General features: G+C 44.8%; 18 protein-coding genes. 6 read left to right on the top strand and 12 right to left on the bottom strand.

The annotated features are described in order from the left end of the window. Nucleotides 1-38 precede the first annotated feature (38 nt). Nucleotides 39-1046 carry a class II fructose-bisphosphatase gene (gene glpX / locus ACRRSY_RS02175; RefSeq protein ID WP_432460755.1) on the bottom strand — a complete coding sequence of 336 codons (1008 nt, stop codon included), beginning with the start codon at nt 1044-1046 and terminating at the stop codon, nt 39-41. A gap of 66 nt (nt 1047-1112) precedes the next feature. Beyond that, nucleotides 1113-1703 (bottom strand): DUF4202 domain-containing protein, encoded by a 591-nt coding sequence (locus tag ACRRSY_RS02170; protein WP_432464287.1) that lies wholly within the window; start codon nt 1701-1703, stop codon nt 1113-1115. Nucleotides 1704-1890: 187 nt separating this feature from the next. Here ACRRSY_RS02170 and ald point away from each other — a divergent pair, with 187 nt between their 5' ends. Continuing rightward, entirely contained in the window at nt 1891-3006 is a 1116-nt protein-coding gene (gene ald, locus ACRRSY_RS02165; RefSeq protein WP_432454797.1) for an alanine dehydrogenase, read from the top strand. A gap of 63 nt (nt 3007-3069) precedes the next feature. On the opposite strand, the gene ACRRSY_RS02160 is transcribed toward ald, so the two are convergent. The 5 genes from ACRRSY_RS02160 to ftsY form a co-directional block, all read right to left on the bottom strand. Continuing rightward, entirely contained in the window at nt 3070-3552 is a 483-nt protein-coding gene (locus tag ACRRSY_RS02160; RefSeq protein WP_432454798.1) for a DUF4357 domain-containing protein, read from the bottom strand. Nucleotides 3553-3649: 97 nt separating this feature from the next. After that, on the bottom strand, nt 3650-4498 hold the full coding sequence (gene rpoH / locus ACRRSY_RS02155; RefSeq protein WP_432454799.1) for an RNA polymerase sigma factor RpoH: 849 nt from the start codon (nt 4496-4498) through the stop codon (nt 3650-3652). Between the two features lie 484 nt (nt 4499-4982). Beyond that, complete coding sequence (ftsX, locus tag ACRRSY_RS02150; RefSeq protein WP_432454800.1) at nt 4983-5942, bottom strand: permease-like cell division protein FtsX; 960 nt, start codon at nt 5940-5942, stop codon at nt 4983-4985. Further along, complete coding sequence (ftsE, locus tag ACRRSY_RS02145; RefSeq protein ID WP_432454801.1) at nt 5939-6622, bottom strand: cell division ATP-binding protein FtsE; 684 nt, start codon at nt 6620-6622, stop codon at nt 5939-5941. The genes ftsX and ftsE overlap by 4 nt, the downstream gene beginning before the upstream one ends. Before the next feature lie 38 nt (nt 6623-6660). Continuing rightward, on the bottom strand, nt 6661-8043 hold the full coding sequence (gene ftsY, locus ACRRSY_RS02140) for a signal recognition particle-docking protein FtsY (protein ID WP_432464286.1): 1383 nt from the start codon (nt 8041-8043) through the stop codon (nt 6661-6663). A 103-nt stretch (nt 8044-8146) separates the two neighbouring features. On the opposite strand from ftsY, the gene rsmD reads away from it, so the two are divergent. From rsmD to ACRRSY_RS02125, 3 genes are read left to right on the top strand one after another with little or no spacing between them, the layout of a single operon-like run. Continuing rightward, complete coding sequence (rsmD, locus tag ACRRSY_RS02135) at nt 8147-8761, top strand: 16S rRNA (guanine(966)-N(2))-methyltransferase RsmD (protein ID WP_432464285.1); 615 nt, start codon at nt 8147-8149, stop codon at nt 8759-8761. Between the two features lie 12 nt (nt 8762-8773). Next, nucleotides 8774-9040, top strand: a complete 267-nt coding sequence (locus tag ACRRSY_RS02130; RefSeq protein WP_432454804.1) for a DUF1145 domain-containing protein — start codon at nt 8774-8776, stop codon at nt 9038-9040. Nucleotides 9041-9096: 56 nt separating this feature from the next. Further along, nucleotides 9097-10329 carry a BamA/TamA family outer membrane protein gene (locus ACRRSY_RS02125; RefSeq protein WP_432460750.1) on the top strand — a complete coding sequence of 411 codons (1233 nt, stop codon included), beginning with the start codon at nt 9097-9099 and terminating at the stop codon, nt 10327-10329. A 104-nt stretch (nt 10330-10433) separates the two neighbouring features. On the opposite strand, the gene ACRRSY_RS02120 is transcribed toward ACRRSY_RS02125, so the two are convergent. The 4 genes from ACRRSY_RS02120 to ACRRSY_RS02105 form a co-directional block, all read right to left on the bottom strand. Next, entirely contained in the window at nt 10434-11024 is a 591-nt protein-coding gene (locus ACRRSY_RS02120; RefSeq protein WP_432460749.1) for a YhgN family NAAT transporter, read from the bottom strand. A gap of 323 nt (nt 11025-11347) precedes the next feature. Then, on the bottom strand, nt 11348-11593 hold the full coding sequence (locus tag ACRRSY_RS02115) for a YecH family metal-binding protein (protein ID WP_432454807.1): 246 nt from the start codon (nt 11591-11593) through the stop codon (nt 11348-11350). Nucleotides 11594-11662: 69 nt separating this feature from the next. After that, nucleotides 11663-12340, bottom strand: a complete 678-nt coding sequence (locus tag ACRRSY_RS02110) for a flagellin (RefSeq protein WP_432454808.1) — start codon at nt 12338-12340, stop codon at nt 11663-11665. A 102-nt stretch (nt 12341-12442) separates the two neighbouring features. Continuing rightward, complete coding sequence (locus tag ACRRSY_RS02105) at nt 12443-12751, bottom strand: putative signal transducing protein (RefSeq protein WP_432454809.1); 309 nt, start codon at nt 12749-12751, stop codon at nt 12443-12445. A gap of 381 nt (nt 12752-13132) precedes the next feature. On the opposite strand from ACRRSY_RS02105, the gene ACRRSY_RS02100 reads away from it, so the two are divergent. Beyond that, a complete protein-coding gene (locus ACRRSY_RS02100; RefSeq protein WP_432460748.1) occupies nt 13133-14335 on the top strand; it encodes an ammonium transporter in 1203 nt (400 codons plus the stop codon). Between the two features lie 49 nt (nt 14336-14384). Here ACRRSY_RS02100 and ACRRSY_RS02095 read toward each other — a convergent pair whose 3' ends face one another. Continuing rightward, nucleotides 14385-15890: a Ppx/GppA phosphatase family protein gene (locus ACRRSY_RS02095; protein ID WP_432460747.1), complete on the bottom strand. Its 1506-nt coding sequence runs from the start codon at nt 15888-15890 to the stop codon at nt 14385-14387. A 330-nt stretch (nt 15891-16220) separates the two neighbouring features. Between ACRRSY_RS02095 and ACRRSY_RS02090 the strand changes: the two genes are divergently transcribed. Then, nucleotides 16221-17378: a GGDEF domain-containing protein gene (locus tag ACRRSY_RS02090; RefSeq protein WP_432454812.1), complete on the top strand. Its 1158-nt coding sequence runs from the start codon at nt 16221-16223 to the stop codon at nt 17376-17378. The last annotated feature ends 8 nt before the right edge of the window (nt 17379-17386 follow it).

Below are 17386 nucleotides of genomic sequence, written 5' to 3'. Positions count from 1 at the left end.
CTACTCTGGTTTTTGCTATTCACTCAAACAATCATCGCCTATAAGATAACGGCTTTAAGGTCTTCATTTTTACGGTCAAGGTAATGCGTTGATTGGATCTTGCGAATGGTCCGTGTTTTACCACGAACCAATAGCGTTTCGGTGACCGCAATATTCCCTTGACGGTTGATCCCTTCCAGTAAATCACCTTTAGTAATGCCCGTTGCTGAAAAGATAACATTATCGTTTTTCACCAAATCGTTCAGCTGCAATACACGATTCACTTGAATACCTTGCTCTTCACAACGACGAATTTCTTCAGCCGCAATGACTCTATTTTCAGCATTGTCTTCTTTTACTTGATTACGAGGAATTAAACGGCCCTGCATATCACCGCCCAAGGCCCGGATCACAGCGGCAGAAATCACGCCTTCAGGAGCACCACCAACACAATACATCATGTCAACTTCACTCAGCGGCATACAGGCCAATACCGAAGCCGCCACATCCCCATCGGGAATAGCAAACACTCTCACACCAAGCTTTTGCATCTCTGCAATCACTTGATCATGACGGGGCTTCGCCAAAGTAATCACCGTCATATCACTAATATTTTTGCCCAACACCGAGGCAACCATTTTAATATTGTGTTCAATAGATTGTTCAAGATCGATGGTGCCCTTGGCATTTGGTCCTACCACCAGCTTTTCCATGTACATGTCAGGCGCACGTAAAAATGCTCCCTTTTCACCCACAGCTAATACGGCCACTGCATTATTTTGACCCATCGCGGTCATGCGAGTCCCTTCAATCGGGTCAACCGCAATATCGACCGCTTCACCGCCAGTTCCCACCTTCTCACCAATGTATAACATTGGCGCTTCATCGATTTCGCCTTCACCAATAACGACTTCGCCTTCAATGTCCATATCATTAAGCATGATACGCATCGCCTCTACCGCTGCATTATCGGCAAGGTTTTTATCGCCTCGCCCCAACCATTTATAACCAGCCAATGCTGCAGACTCAGTAACACGGGAAAAACGAAATGCCAGATCTCTTCTCATCAGAAATGCCTAATCAACTAAAAACGGGCGAATACTAGCATAAGATTAGTATTTAATCAGCTGACTTCACGAAGCCAACGCCAGCTTAATCAGGTCACTCGCCTCACTTGACAGCTTTAACGCTAAGGCCGCCTCGTGCCCTTGCTCCGACATTTTCCCCCAAGTTTTTTTAACGATACTGAGTACCTTATCTTGTTCATGTTTAGCCGCAAAATCGATAAAGTAATACTCTAGAAAGACCAAACAAATCACATCTTCCAAAGCTTGCGTTAGTGGGTTGCGTTTTAGCTTTTCTTTACGTAATAGGCCACAGACCTGCTCGATGCTGGCTTCGTCAAACTGATGTCGGCGCATAATATCACTACATAACTGTGCATGTTTTTTAGACAAATCGGTTCGCCATTTTAAATAACCTGTTCTACCCTCAGGATAATCACCTCGTGGCGACAACCAACGACCGATATGCTGGGCTCGAGCAGCGATCTGTAATTCAGGAGAAGGGGATGGCATAAACTCAAACAAAACTTTTGACATTCTTTGCCCATATAAAAGTTCTTTAGGATGTTCATAACCTAGTTCATCTAACTGCAGGTTTGGATCATTGAGGTTAAATAGATCAATATCGTCTAAGACCTTATTTAGAATATTTTGCTGCATACTTTGCCCCATTCTCATGACTTTGTTTTAGTCTTTAACATACTCTCAACATATCCTACCGAAAGGCAGAACTCAAGGCAGAACCTTAGACTAAAAATGTGTTGCATTACTGGTGTTATTCACTATATTTTAAAAAAAAGAGCGGCATATATGACCAATATATTATATTTAAAAGGAGTTAAAAACTATGCTTATTGGCGTACCTAAAGAAATAAAAAATCACGAATATCGTGTTGGAATGACCCCAGCCAGCGTAAACGAACTGATTCAACATGGCCACCAAGTGCTTGTTGAAACTAACGCAGGAGCTGGTATTGGTTTTGCCGATAAAGATTATCAAGCGGTGGGTGCAAACATCGCGAATGATGCTGCCGAAGTTTTTGCCGCTGCTGACATGATTGTCAAAGTTAAAGAACCACAAGCAAGCGAGCGGGCAATGCTACGCGAAGATCAATTACTCTTCACCTACCTACATTTAGCACCCGACCCAGAACAAACCAAAGACCTCGTGAAATCTGGTGCCGTATGTATTGCCTATGAAACCGTCACCAGTGCGAAAGGCGGTCTACCACTACTTGCCCCAATGTCTGAAGTCGCGGGACGGATGGCCATTCAAGCCGGTGCTCTTGCGCTAGAAAAGTCAAAAGGTGGTCGTGGTCTACTATTGGGTGGCGTCCCAGGGGTAGAACCCGCTAAAGTCGCGATTATTGGTGGTGGCATGGTGGGACGCAATGCGGCACAAATGGCCGTTGGAATGGGGGCTGATGTTGCAATTTTAGACCGCAACATCGATGTACTACGAGCGATTGACGCCGAATATCACGGTAAAGTGAAAACCGTTTATTCAACCACCAGCAGTATTGAACAACATGTACTAGAAGCAGATTTAGTGATTGGCGGTGTTCTTCTACCAGGTGCTGCAGCGCCCAAATTAATCACCAAAGACTTGGTTAAACGCATGAAAGCGGGCAGTGCGATTGTTGATGTTGCAATTGACCAAGGCGGCTGTGCTGAAACCTCTAAAGCAACGACTCACCAAGATCCGATTTACATTGTTGATGAAGTCGTACACTACTGTGTTGCCAATATGCCAGGTGGCGTAGCCAGAACCTCAACCATGGCACTCAATAATGCCACCCTGCCCTACATCATTACTTTAGCCAACAAAGGTTACAAGCAAGCCTTATTAGATGACGAGCATCTACGAAACGGCTTAAATGTGATGCATGGAAAACTAACCTGCGCAGAGGTTGGAGAAGCGCTTCAACTAGAAAGCATCGACCCCTTAAGTTTATTAGCTTAAGTGTTAAGTGAATACTCTTAGCAAATACCAAGAGCGCGATTAAGCGCTCTTTTTCTTTCTCGTTTAGCGTTTCTTGCCATAGCCGCGATCTTTCAGGCTACGTCCCCACTTATCTAGCCAAGCATCCAGCCCGCTACGGGCGTTCCCGGCAATTAAACAAGCCGCCGAACTCGGACTAGAAAACTGATGATCACGCATAAACTCATAACCCTCGCCCTGACGGCATAATACGTGTTCTTCCAGGAGCTGCTCACGCAAGGCCAACACTGCAGGGCGCAGCGACTCAGCCCCCCCGCCGTTAGCGGTAGAACCTTTGATCACCATAAAACCAGGTTTATTCTTAGCACCAACCGGATAACCATAGGCAACCGCCTGCTTTACACTAAAGGAATAATCGGCACTCAGTTCTTTGGTATTGCTCTGTGCCACTAACTCGCGTAAAGAAAGAAGTTGCTGATAGAGCTCTATCGGTATGATCGCCGCAGTTTTCCGGCCATCCCCATCAATCACAAAGTTTACTTTTGATAATTCGAAAGGACTGTCCATGTCAGGGCCATATTGAGAAGTTTGTGCAAATTTAACACAGCGGAGGGGCAGATTTGAATATAAAAAACCTCGCTAAGCGAGGTTTTTTATAAAGTTGTTATTCCATCGCAGCTTTCAACTTTTTCATGGCATTTTTTTCTAGCTGGCGGATCCGTTCTGCCGATACTTGATAGTGGTCGGCCAACTCTTGCAAAGTAGCTTTATTATCATCCAACCAACGACGTTGTACGATAAAAGCATTCCGTTCATCTAAAGTGGCCAACGCGGCACGCAAGCGATTTGCGGCGGCAATTTCCCAATTTTCTTTTTCGACAAACTGCGCAACATCAGAAGATTTATCTTCTAAATACTGGATCGGCGCAAAACTGCCTTCACGCTCGTCATCATCAGAGGCCAGATCAAAAGCCTGATCTTGAGCACTCATCCGAGATTCCATTTCCAACACATCTTTGGTCGTCACACCGAGATTTTCGGCCACCATATTCACTTCGTCGCGACTAAACCAACCCAAGCGTTTTTTTGACTTGCGTAGATTGAAAAACAATTTACGCTGCGCTTTAGTGGTCGCAATTTTTACCATTCGCCAATTACGTAATACGTATTCGTGGATTTCCGCTTTAATCCAGTGCACTGCAAAAGATACCAAACGAACACCAACACTCGGGTCAAATCGTTTTACGGCTTTCATTAAGCCTACGTTGCCCTCTTGAATCAAATCTGCTTGAGGGAGGCCATAACCCCCATAGTTTTTCGCGACATGAGCAACAAATCGCAGATGCGACATGACTAATTCACGAGCGGCGCTTAAATCACCATCTTCAAACAAACGAGTCGCGAGTTCTTTCTCTCGCTCAGCACTCAGCATCTCAATCCGATTTACTGATTGGATATAGGCCTCGATACTCCCTTGCGGGACTAACGCCATAGATGCAATCTTTTGATCCATATCAACCTCAATAATTTACTCGGTCAATGAGTCTATCATAGCCATTCAGCAAGATCTAACCCCTAAAACTTCCACTGGAACCTGCCTATTCAAGTATCTCAGCATGATAAATAAGATGCCACACATTGAATATAGTTCACAATTTATAATTTATTTAAAGTACGTTAAGCCACTGTTTAAATGGATTCATCTAATCAAGCACATCTTATGCTGGTTAAGCTATAACAATAAAACCGCTAACATGATGAATAGCAAAAGATTTAATAATTAAAGATAAATATGGCTGTTTTACCACAAGGGGACAAGGCACAACCCTCGCCACCTTCAATTTGATTGCTTGCTTCTTGGAAAGCAAAATGGGCTTGAGTACCACAGCGGCCATAAATGATTCATTGGATAGAGATTCTGCTTACGTCAAAAATAAACATCACCACTCACTAAAAGCTGGGTAGGAAATCAGGACTGTCCGCAAAAATCACAAGCACTAACTCGGTTCTATTTCTCGAATATGTCGACTCACAGACAACCAAGAAGCGGCTAAAGCAAGCAGCATAGAAAAACCAATTAAACTGCTAAATTCTCGAAAGGACAAACCCGCTAAATAAATCTCTTGCTGGTAGAGCAGACCGATCTGTTGTAGTGCATACTCGGTCCAAATCAGTAAAATATTGCATAATACCCAAGTTAATAAGCCACCAATTAAGCCGAACCAAAAGCCAGTATAAAGAAATGGACGACGAATAAAGGCATCAGTGGCCCCCACTAGCTTCATCACTTCAATTTCGCTACGACGGTTTAGAATATTCAAACGTAGGGTATTAATCACAATCAGGGCGACGGCACTCACTAACAGCAGAATTAGCAACCATGCCGACTGCTGTAACATACTAATAATCGTATCCAGACGCTGCAACCACTGCACATCTAAGCTGGCTTGTTGAACCAAGCTATGTTGTTGCAGACTGTCAAGCAGAGCTTGAGCTGCACTTGCATGACTAAAATCTAGGCTAGGTTGCACCAGCAATACATCAGGTAGGGGGTTTTCGGGAAGTAAAGCCAATACATCGTCAAATCCGCTGGTCTGCTGAAATTCAGCTAGGCCTTGTTGCTTACTGACTAAATCGACCCGCGCGACCTGTGGCATATCAGCAATATTTTGCTGCAGCTCATCACGCTGTTGTTCAGTGATATTCTGTTGTAAAAACAAACTAATTTGCGTATCACTTTGCCAATAACCTGTGAGTTGCTGGATGTTCTTTGTTGCCAGGTAAAAACTTGCTGGCAAGGCCAAACATACACCGATCACCGCAAGGGTTAGCATGGAACTGGCGGGGGTTCGCCATAGTTCACCTAAGCTTGCAACGCACTGCTGTAAATGACGAACCACAAACATAAGTATACGCTGCGGCAATGCCACTTTTACTGTTGGTTTCGCGCCTCTCATAAGGTTTGCTCCGCACCAGCACTCGACGAGGTCAGTAATTGACCATGTTGCAACACCAGCCGTTGGTAATGCAATTTTGCAATCAAGCTTAAATCGTGGCTGGCAATTAACACCGCCACGCCGACTCGATTAAACTCTTCAAATAAGCGGAAGATTTCTAAGGATAAAGCGGGATCTAGATTACCTGTCGGTTCATCGGCAATTAAAATCATCGGCTTATTGACCACTGCACGGGCAATCCCGACCCGCTGTTGTTCTCCACCCGATAGTGCGACCGGTACGCAATGAGCTTTATCCAGTAACCCCACCTTATCTAAGGCCGCGGCAACACGACGCTTAATATCATTCATACTATAACCTTCAATCACCAAAGGCAGCGCGACATTATCAAATACGCTTCGATCCATCAGTAATTTATGATCCTGAAAGATAACTCCCATTTGGCGACGTAGATAAGGGATCTTGCGATGAGCTAAACGGCTAATATCATCACCGTTGACCCATACTTTACCATCACTGGGTCGCTCCATTGCCGTAATGAGCTTGAGCAAAGTACTTTTACCCGCGCCCGAGTGACCCGTTAAAAAGGCCATTTGTCCTTGCTCTAAATGAAACGACACTTTTTGCAAGGCTCGTTGACTGCCGGGATATACCTTACTCACTTGCTCAAAACGGATCATAAATAGTCAAACCTTTCCTTAATCATCTGTCGCTAAGGCTACTCGCTTTCTTCGCGACTAAACAAGGCATCCACAAAGGGTTGCGCAGAGAACTCTCGAAGATCATCAATCCCTTCACCAACCCCAATGTAACGGATCGGCAAGGCAAATTTGTCTGCTAAGGCAAAGATAACGCCACCCTTGGCTGTGCCATCTAACTTAGTCAAAGTCAATCCCGTCAAACCAACCGCCTGATTAAACAAATTGGTCTGGCTAATGGCATTTTGACCAGTACTTGCGTCAATAGTTAACATAACTTCGTGAGGGGCTGCATCGTCGAGTTTACGCATGACACGGACGATCTTTTTCAGCTCTTCCATTAAATGTGCTTTATTTTGCAAGCGACCCGCCGTATCAGCAATCAATACGTCAACTTTTCGTGACTTCGCAGCTTGAAAGGCATCAAAAATAACCGAGGCGCTATCTGCACCAGTATGCTGGGCAATCACCTGGATCTTATTTCGCTCACCCCAAACTTGTAGTTGCTCCACTGCGGCAGCGCGGAAAGTATCTCCAGCAGCCAACATCACCGACTTACCCTGACTCTGATATTGTTTGGCTAATTTACCAATGGTGGTGGTTTTCCCCACACCGTTGACTCCAACCATTAAAATAACAAACGGGCCTTCGCTTTGATTGAAATCCAGTGGCGCCTCAACTTGATTAAGCATCTCAGCCATGTCTAACTTCAACTGCTCATAAAGGGCTTCGCCATCTTGCAGCGCACTACGCTTAGCATGTGCGGTCAATTGATTGATGATCTTCAAGGTAGTATCAACCCCGATATCTGCAACCAACAGCTGTTCTTCTAACTCCTCGAATAGCTCATCATCAATTTTTCTCCCCTTAAATAAAGAGAAGAAACCCCAGCCTAAGTTCTGTCGAGTCCGCTTTAAGCCCGCTTTTAAGCGCGCAAACAAGCCTATTTTTTTTCCCGGTTGAGTTGCTTCATCTTGTGCTTCCCGTTCGGCTTGCGCTTCCCGTTCGGCTTGGGCTTCTCGTTCAGCCTGGGCTTCTCGTTCGGCTTGGGCTTCTCGTTCGGCTTGGGCTTCTCGTTCAGCTTGGGCTTCGCGTTCGGCTTGAGCTTCGCGTTCGGCTTGGGCTTCTCGTTCGGCTTGGGCTTCCCGTTCGGCTTGGGCTTCGCGTTCGGCTTGGGCTTCGCGTTCGGCTTGGGCTTCGCGTTCGGCTTGGGCTTCGCGTTCGGCTTGGGCTTCGCGTTCGGCTTGTGCTTCGCGTTCGGCTTGGGCTTCCCGTTCGGCTTGGGCTTCCCGTTCGGCAGTTTGTTCTGTTAGCTGTGATTCTGTCGACGAATCTGTTGAAATTTGTTGCTGATCATCTTTTTTTCGGCCAAACCAAGAAAATAGGCCCTTCTTTTTTGCCATTACTGCAAAACCTTTTTACCAGTAAACGAAGTTGGCTGTTACAATGCCAACGTCCAGTCAATATTGTTCGGATTTTATCACAGTTTCTCAATGGTCTAAGTAAATGACACGGCTTTCCTCAAGAAAACATTCAAATCAAACGAAACCAGCTAGCAAGGGCAGCGGACAAGTACGCATCATTGCTGGCCAGTGGCGCGGTAGAAAACTAAAAGTTCTCAATAGCCAAGGCTTACGCCCTACCACTGATAGGGTCAAAGAAACCGTATTTAATTGGTTAAGCCCCTATTTGCCCAATAGCCATTGTTTAGACCTTTTTTCTGGCAGCGGTAGTCTCGGTTTTGAAGCTCTATCACGCTTCGCTGCTTTTACAAGCTTTGTAGAAAAAGACCCTCAAGCGGCTCATCAACTGAAAGCCAACTTGCAGCTATTAGATGTTTCTAGCCAGCAAGCAAAATTAATCAATCAAGATGCCTTGCAATGGTTAAAACAAACACCCGCAGAGGGCTACGATATTGTATTTATCGATCCCCCTTTTCGCTGTGACCTACTGGAAGTCAGCTGTCAACTACTCAATGAAAATGGCTGGTTAAACACCAATGCTTTAATGTATCTCGAGTATGAGAACGAAGCCGTAGAACCCAAGCTTCCCGCAAATTGGAACTGCATTAAAAGCAAACAAGCCGGTCAAGTTAATTTTCGTCTCTATCAACTCAGCTAAGAGCTTAAAACTATGTTTATTACCTTGGGTAAAACCTTAATGGCCTTGATGTGGTTAACCATTTTAATCGGCATCTTCATGTTCAGCGCGCCTTTTAATTGGCTATTACCAATCGTTGGTGCGCTACTATTGCTGCTGCACGCCCTGCAATTATTTGCCATACGCGATAGCTTGCAGCAAAGCGGCGCACTACAAAAAGGCGACAGTCTACAACTATTATTATTTGGGGTATTTGCGATGTGGCAAATTCATAAACGTACTTCGAGTAAAAGCGCTTGAACCATGGGAGACCCGCTTTACCCCTTTTCGGTTGGCTAAGCTTCCCCTGTCTCGCCATGAACGTCACTCTCATTGATGATGCCCAACATCAGCGCTCTGGCCCTTGGACACAAGTGATCCCCTATGGCTTTTATACTGAAAACCTAGAATGGGGAGTCGGGGTCGGAGTCGGCTCCGCTGGCCAAATCCAAGCAAATGCAAGCCTCATTGCAACGGCAATGGTGACCAGCAACGATAGTTGGATGGGATATCTATATAGCGGCGATTACCAATTACCCTTCGCTGACCGAGTGTTTTTTGATACCAGCATTTATCAAACAAACTACACCCGAGACCCACAATATATCGATGGAAACAGCGAGTTTAATGGCGAAACTGCTGGCAGTAACGACTCTAACAAAAGCAATCGCATCTATACACATACCCAAGGTCAAGAATACCGCGCTCGCTTTCGCTATTTGCTGCCAATCGGTGATGGCAAAAACTCTCCCATACACACCTTTAAGATCCGCCAAGGTCAAGTTTTATCAGGCTATGAAGCTGGTGCGAAACGGTGGGATCCACTCACCAGCGGCCGAACGATCATCCAACTAGAGCCCTATTACTGGCAGCAAGATGTTGGTGAATATAATCAATTGCAAGCATCCACCCGCTCTATGGGGTTAAAGTTCGAATTAGAATACGACAATCGCAACTATAACCAAAACCCCACCGCAGGTAGTCATCAACGGATTAGTATCACTCACGATTGGGGCAGCAGCGCTCAAACGTCATGGAGCATGTGGGAGTTTTCTGCCGCTAAATACATCAGCCTACCGAAGATGCCTTGGTTGCAAAACCATGTATTGGCCCTGAATGTTGCAACTGCGGATACCCCAAGCTGGAATAAAAGCTCCGATATCAAGGGCGAATCTCGCTTTCATCGACCGGCATGGTTTGCCGGCGCTACCCTTGGTGGGATGAACCGCTTAAAAGGTTATGAAACAGCACGTTATCATAGTCGCTCGATGCTTTACTACTCTGCAGAATATCGCTTTACCCCCCATTGGAATCCCCTGCCTAAAATCCCAGTGGTGAACTGGTTCAACGTTCCAGCTTGGTATTGGGTGGCGTTTGCGGAGCTGGGGCGAGTTGCCGATGAATATAGCTTAACCACCTTACACCAGGATATGAAATACAGTATTGGCGGTAGTCTTCGGATCATGCTAGAAGGAGTGGTATTGCGCGCCGATTTTGCCAGCAGTGGAGAGGATAAGGTGTTTCGTTTAGGGATCAACCATCCCTATTAGTTATAGGCCTTACTCCTAGACGAATATAGGCGATATAAAGCGATGGGCGGATTAACTCGCCGAAGGAGTAATACGCCCAAGATTTATGATTATTGGGAGCCCAATTATAGCGATTGCCAATAATCAGCAATACCATCAAGAAACATCTGAACGGACAACATGACCAATAACATCCCCATCAAACGCTCCATCGCTGTTAGACCTTTTTCACCTAATAAACGTAATAAAAACCCGCTAAACATGAAGATAATCACGCTCATTCCCCACGCCATCAGCAAAGCCAGAGACCAATCAAGCATCCTACTGCCATCTTGATTGGCCAGAAGCATCAACGACGCCAAAATTGAGGGGCCAGCAATCATCGGGATCGCCATCGGCACTAAAAATGGCTCTTCTCCCGCGGCAAGTCCCGCCACTCCGCCAGGTTGAGGAAAAATCATCTTTAGAGCGATCAAAAATAGGATAATTCCACCAGCAATACTCACCGCCTCTTGACGAAGGTTGAGAAAACCGAGGATCTGTTCTCCAGCAAATAAGAAAGCAAACATCACCGTCAATGCAAACATCAATTCACGCATCAACACAATGCGCCGACGCTTGGGATCAAGATGCTTAATCATACTAAGAAATACCGGAAGATTACCCAGAGGATCCATAATCAAAAACAGCATCACCGCTGCTGATAACATATCCATTCATCACTCTCTTATTAACGACAATATTGTCTACGCATAGAAAAAGAGCCAAAGCATAACACCCTGACTCTAATTGTTCTTTGGTTTGTTAGTTGCCTAAAAAACTATAGAAATACCGGATGAACGAATTTTTATACTTATCCGAATAACTAAAGAGCCCAAACGTTGCGTATATTACGGCGGAGCGAACAAGCTAGAAATCAAAGCGAGCAGTGATTCAATCAGCAACAACAATCAGCCAAGTTAAACTCGCAGAACTCAGCTAAAAAGCCATGTTGGTGAAATAACACGTTTTAATATAAGCCTTGATATTTCAAGCAGACTCAATGATGTGAACAGATCTTCGATTGGCTAGTGGTAAAACCTTGCTTAGATTCTACAAATTTACCCCTTTCTGCCAGCAACACGATTAATTGCTGAGCATTCATCCCTTGTTTGCTACAAGTGTGATAAACGCTGTTTTCACCAAATGTTTGATGCAATAGAACCTCTAGAGACTCCGAACTAAAGCTACCGCCCGTTTCTAACATTAATTGCATCACTTGATGCCCATGAATTGACTGACTCATTTTGACCCCCACAAAAAACGACGCTCACTGTAGCAGTGTCGCGTCGTCATATGTTTGAGGAAAAACAACTTATAGAAGTTTCTCTATATTCCTTGAAGATAACTGTTGCTGATACGACTGAATATTACTTTGCAATAGAGATTCATTTTGCGCTTGCTGAGATGTCGACTGCGCATAATTGGTATCGAGGATGCGAGAGCGTGCCGCGGTTTGCGCTTCAAGTGCCGCTTGCGTCGAACGATAAGAAGATTCAGCAGCATTACTTTGTGCTCCCAATTGGGCTTGACTAGCATCGGTGGTCTGTTGCGCAGCTTGCAAAGTAGCCTGAGCACTGGCTGGATCAGATAAATCAACACTATCAACGCCTAGCTCATTGGCATTAGGGATCGCCGCGGTATTGGCATCCACCTGAGCCTGTAACGCCGCAATATCATCAGCATTATAAATGCCATTACCACTTTGCACCGTTAAAGCCTGATTTTGCTGTAACAAATCGGTTGTCGACTGCAACTGCGCAGACGCAATATTATTTAAGCTAACCTTGTTTTGATAAATATTCGCGTACGCTTCTTGCTCATTAATACCGCTGGTTAAACGATTTGAAATCTGCAGACCTGCAGGATCGTCGGCGGCCGAGTTAATCCGCTTACCAGAGGCCAGCTTTTCATCTTGCTCTTCTTGACGCTTCTTAACCTGATCGAGATAAAAGCTCGATGGATTTGAACTGGATACTTGATTAATAGACATAGCATAACCTCAACAAACGACTTGTACGATAGCCATCCTAGCTGTATATATTTTAAGCTTATCACCGTTTAGTCAAAAATGCATTGCGAAATTATCTATATTTTATTGCTTGTCACACTGGCAAGACCAACAAAAATCGAAGCTACTGGGGTTACGCTCGCCACACTGGTCACAAGCCCAATCATATCCATTCTGTTGTTCATAATCGAAAACCGCCTGTTTTGCCCTATCCCAATTAGTTAGCGCCACTCGAATAGTCACCTGAAATACATCAACTGGCAGCTCTCCAGCTGCCGCCATCGCGAATTCCCCATCTAAGCGTGTATCAATTCCTTGCTTGATCAACATGCCTTGCAACAGCTTCGCTTCTAATAGATTTGCTGCAGAATAAAACACATGCCATTGCTCCATGCTATCTCCATTGCTCGCTTCAGTGGCTTAAAAATGGAGTTAACCATTTCATTGGATTGCATTTTTAAGTCTAGACCTAATTAAACCAGAACGACGAATAAGCACCTAAGCAAGCAAAAATCCAGTGAGCCGCTCGCAAGCATGGACTTGAAGCACCAAGTTAAACCAAGAATGCACCAAAAAAGGTCAACCCTATCAATATTTAATATAAATTATGCACCAAACAGGCGCTTAATCTTACGAAACATTTGTTATCAAGCAGTTAAATCGCTTTAATTGCATCAACTTAGTGCTAAATATTCGAAAAACCACACACTCAGGCCTAATTATTGCTTCTTTTTGGCGCAATTGAATATATTAAAAAGATTAGGAGTATTTTAAGTGGATAATATTAGTGCAGCCATCGACACTCTGTCGCAGAGCGCAAACACTTTATTCATTTTGTTAGGCGCCATCATGGTGCTCGCCATGCATGCAGGATTTGCCTTTTTAGAAGTCGGTACCGTTCGTCATAAAAATCAGGTCAATGCCTTAGTGAAAATCATCACCGATTTTGCATTTTCTGGCGTAGCCTACTTTATTGTGGGTTACTACATTGCCTATGGTAACCACTTCTTTAATAGCGCAGAAATGCTCGTGCAAGGAAACGGTTATGAATTAGTCAAATTCTTCTTCTTACTCACCTTTGCCGCAGCCATTCCGGCAATTGTCTCCGGTGGGATCGCCGAACGTGGTAAATTTTATCCTTTCCTCATTTCTTCTTCGTTAATTGTTGGCTTTGTCTACCCCTTCTTCGAAGGCATTATTTGGAATGGCAACTTTGGTTTTCAAGGCTGGTTAGAAGCACAATTTGGCGCCGCCTTCCATGATTTTGCTGGCTCGGTCGTGGTACATGCGATGGGCGGCTGGATAGCTCTGGTCGCAATTAAGATCCTCGGCGCACGTAAGGGCCGAAAACCAGGTGTCGCCTTTGCGCCTTCCAACATTCCTTTTTTAGCACTTGGCGCTTGGGTGCTCACCGTCGGTTGGTTTGGCTTTAACGTAATGTCTGCCCAAACCATGGATGGCATTAGCGGCTTAGTGGCGGTAAATACACTGATGGCGATGGTAGGCGGTACAATCGTCGCTTTATTACTTGGCAAAAATGACCCTGGCTTCGTGCACAACGGTCCTTTGGCTGGTTTGGTTGCCGTTTGTGCAGGCTCTGATTTAATGCATCCGGTTGGCGCATTAATAACAGGTGGTATTGCAGGGGCACTGTTTGTTTGGGTATTCACTTGGCTGCAACAACATTCTCGCTTAGATGACGTTCTCGGTGTATGGCCATTACATGGTTTATGTGGTGTTTGGGGAGGCGTTGCCGCAGGGATCTTTGGTAGTAAAGCACTGGGCGGATTAGGCGGTATCTCCTTGAGTAGTCAAATCATTGGTAGCCTAACGGGGATCGTTGTGGCTCTGGTGGGTGGGTTCATCGTTTATAGTTTAGTTGACAAAATTGCCGGATTACGACTGTCGGAGGAAGACGAGTACCACGGTGCCGACTTGGCCATACACAAGATTAGCGCGACCAATAAAGACCGCTAAACACAACTCAGATTAACCGCCTCACTCGATGCGGAGGCGGTTAATAAAGCTACAACTCAATCACATCCAACTTATAGTTGATCACGCTTAAGTATTGCTGTTCATTTTCTAAATCGGCTCGGGTCAGGGGGTTATTCTGTAACCACTGCTGTTCGATAAGCAAACTCATTTGTTGTTCAGCAGCCCTAAACTGAATATCTGGTAAGCTCTGAGCACGCTTACCACGACTAAAGATAACGGATAAACGCAAGATCAAGCACGCTTTAAGCAGATCGCTGTTACGTAGCGGAAACTGTTTCACTGGGAAACTACGTCTATGGGCTAAGACTAAGGCCGCCAACTGCTGCTGCTCTATTCGGGAAAAACCAGCTAAATCAACATGCTCAACAATATATGCGCCATGTTTATGGTAGTCGCTATGAGCAACATCAAGTCCAACTAAAAATAGCATTGATGCCCACTTCAATAGCTTAGCTGTTTCAATTTCATCAAGCGCCCACATTTCTGCAACCTGATTCAGCAATAACTGACTGGTCTCATCAACACGGCTGCTGTAGGTCATATCTACATGATAACGTTCGGCCAAACGTTGCACACTCGTCGGACGAATATCAGTGTGCTCTAAACGCCCTTTGAGTTCATATAAGAGACCTTCACGTAAAGCCCACTCGGCGGCGTGCATTCTAGAGATATGAAGCGCTTGAAATAGCGCTTGCAATACAATCACCCCGCCTAAAAATACCGGCTGACGCTCTTCCGATAAACCTTTAAACGCCAAGTCTGATTGACCCGCTTCCAAGTAACACTCAAGAATGGCCTCTAAGCCGCTGAGGGTAATATCTCCATCACAGAATTTATTCTCTGCACAAACCTTGGCCACAGCCTTAATCGAACCAGAAGCACCTAAACACTCATTCCAGGTATGATCTAAATAGTCATCGGCCACTGCAAGTAGCTCCTGAGAGCAATAAACACTGGCTTTAAGCAGGCGATTTTTGGTCACTCGGCCACTCTTAAAAAAGCGTTTGGTAATTGACACACAACCCATATCTAAGCTGTCTTTGAGCTTCAATTCCATGCCCTCACCGACGGTCACTTCGGTACTTCCTCCACCAATATCAATAACCATTCGAGGGCCATTCGTCGGGGCTTTATAATGCGCGACTCCCAAATAAATGAGGCGAGCCTCTTCTTCTCCCGAAATCACTTCGACCGGATGACCTAGACGCTGTTCGGCAGCTTGTAGAAAAACATCGGCGTCAATGATACTACGCAAAGTTTTGGTGCCAACAACCCGTACACTACCCGGTTTAAACTCTCGTAAACGCTCACCAAAACGTTCTAAACAGGCCAATGCGCGACTCCAAGCGGCTGCATCAAGGCTACCATCATCTTGCAAACCCCAGCCTAAACGAACCATTTCTTTAACCTTATCGCGAACCTTTAATTCACCATCTTGCCAATCAGCAATGATTAAGTGAAAACTATTACTGCCTAAATCAAGTGCCGCGAGTTGTTCAGTTTTGGGACTAAGTAAACGTGATAAGTTAAACATGAATTACCCTAGACAGAATTTCACCGTCAAGTCAAAGAGCCTTAATTTACTTTAATATAAGCACTTTTAACATAGCTTCAAGCGGATTAGTCACCGATATCAAAAAGGAGATACCTCTACTGCTGGCAATCGAGCTGAATTTGTAAATTTAATGCCACAGTCCTCGCTTAAAAGTCACTCATGTTCCAAGCTATAGACATTGAGTGAAAGGTGGGGTTTGTTTTAGGATAACGAACATAAACATCAACATTTAATGAATTAATACAAAATAGCGATCTATATCAAACACATTATTAATGTTTTCAAATAACAAAAAGCTACACTGAATAGATGATTGTAGATGTTTTAACGTTTTTCATATTAACCACCCTCGTCACCGTGGTATCGGCCACTGTACTGACACTTATCCGCTATTTTCACGGAAAACAAGCGGCTCTCGACTGTTGGATCATAGCCTCCTATGCTCAAGTCTTAAGTTTGGCGATACATATTGCTGTCAGCGCCCCCTCTGCGCTCAGCTTATTGTTTCAAAACGCCTTATTTGCTGGAGCCTTCCTATTTGTAACCGCTGGTCATCACTTTTATTTACGCCTTCCGTTAAAAGTAGGCCGACTCGCTACAACATTGGTGCTTTACTGCTCAATTATTTGGTACTTTTCTTCAATTGAACCATCACTACAAAACCGTGCCATTGTTTTTTCAAGCAGCGCCGCCTTGTGTTGTTTCTATAATGCTTACTTATACCTGAACCACTGGCGGCAAAAACCCAGCAATGCTCTTTGGATAGTGATCGTGTTATATCTATTTTTTGGGAGCTGCTTTGCCATACGGGGGTGGATTACATTACAGGCTGAAGCCTACAATCAGCACCTACTACTAGGGGTTCCTGGATTACTATCACTGGCGCTATTTGTTGGAAATGCCCTACAAACCTATGTATTTTACTTTTTATTGCACTGGCGCCAAGTTGTCCAACTAGAGCAATTCGCCAACTATGATATTACTGGCGCAATGCGCCGTAGTTACTTCATTCAACAACTCACAAAACTCACCCAACGCGCCGAATTTTCCGGTGATCAAGTCTGCGTCATTTTTATCGATTTAGACCGGTTTAAATCCATAAATGATGACTATGGACATGACTACGGCGACCAAGCTTTGATGCACTTTTCCCAAATAGCAAGTCGTAACCTAAGGGCTGGAGATTTGTTTGGTCGCTTCGGTGGCGAAGAATTTATCATCGCACTCAATCACACCACTAGCGAACAAGCTTATGCTCTCGCCAATCGGATCCGCTGCCAGCTTCATCAACAAGCCCTCGCAAGCAATAAAGGGAAAATATTCATGAGTGCTAGCTTCGGGATTGCCACAAGCAAATCCAGCAGCGAGCTTAGCGATTTAATCAACCACGCAGACCAAGCGATGTATCACGCAAAAAATCAGGGGGGAAATCGAGTCAATCTATATGACAATCTAGAAGTCGTTTAGCGCGCATC

This window comes from Agarivorans sp. QJM3NY_33, assembly GCF_050870865.2.
Lineage (GTDB): Bacteria > Pseudomonadota > Gammaproteobacteria > Enterobacterales > Celerinatantimonadaceae > Agarivorans.
This window is presented reverse-complemented; position numbering and strand designations above follow the sequence as displayed.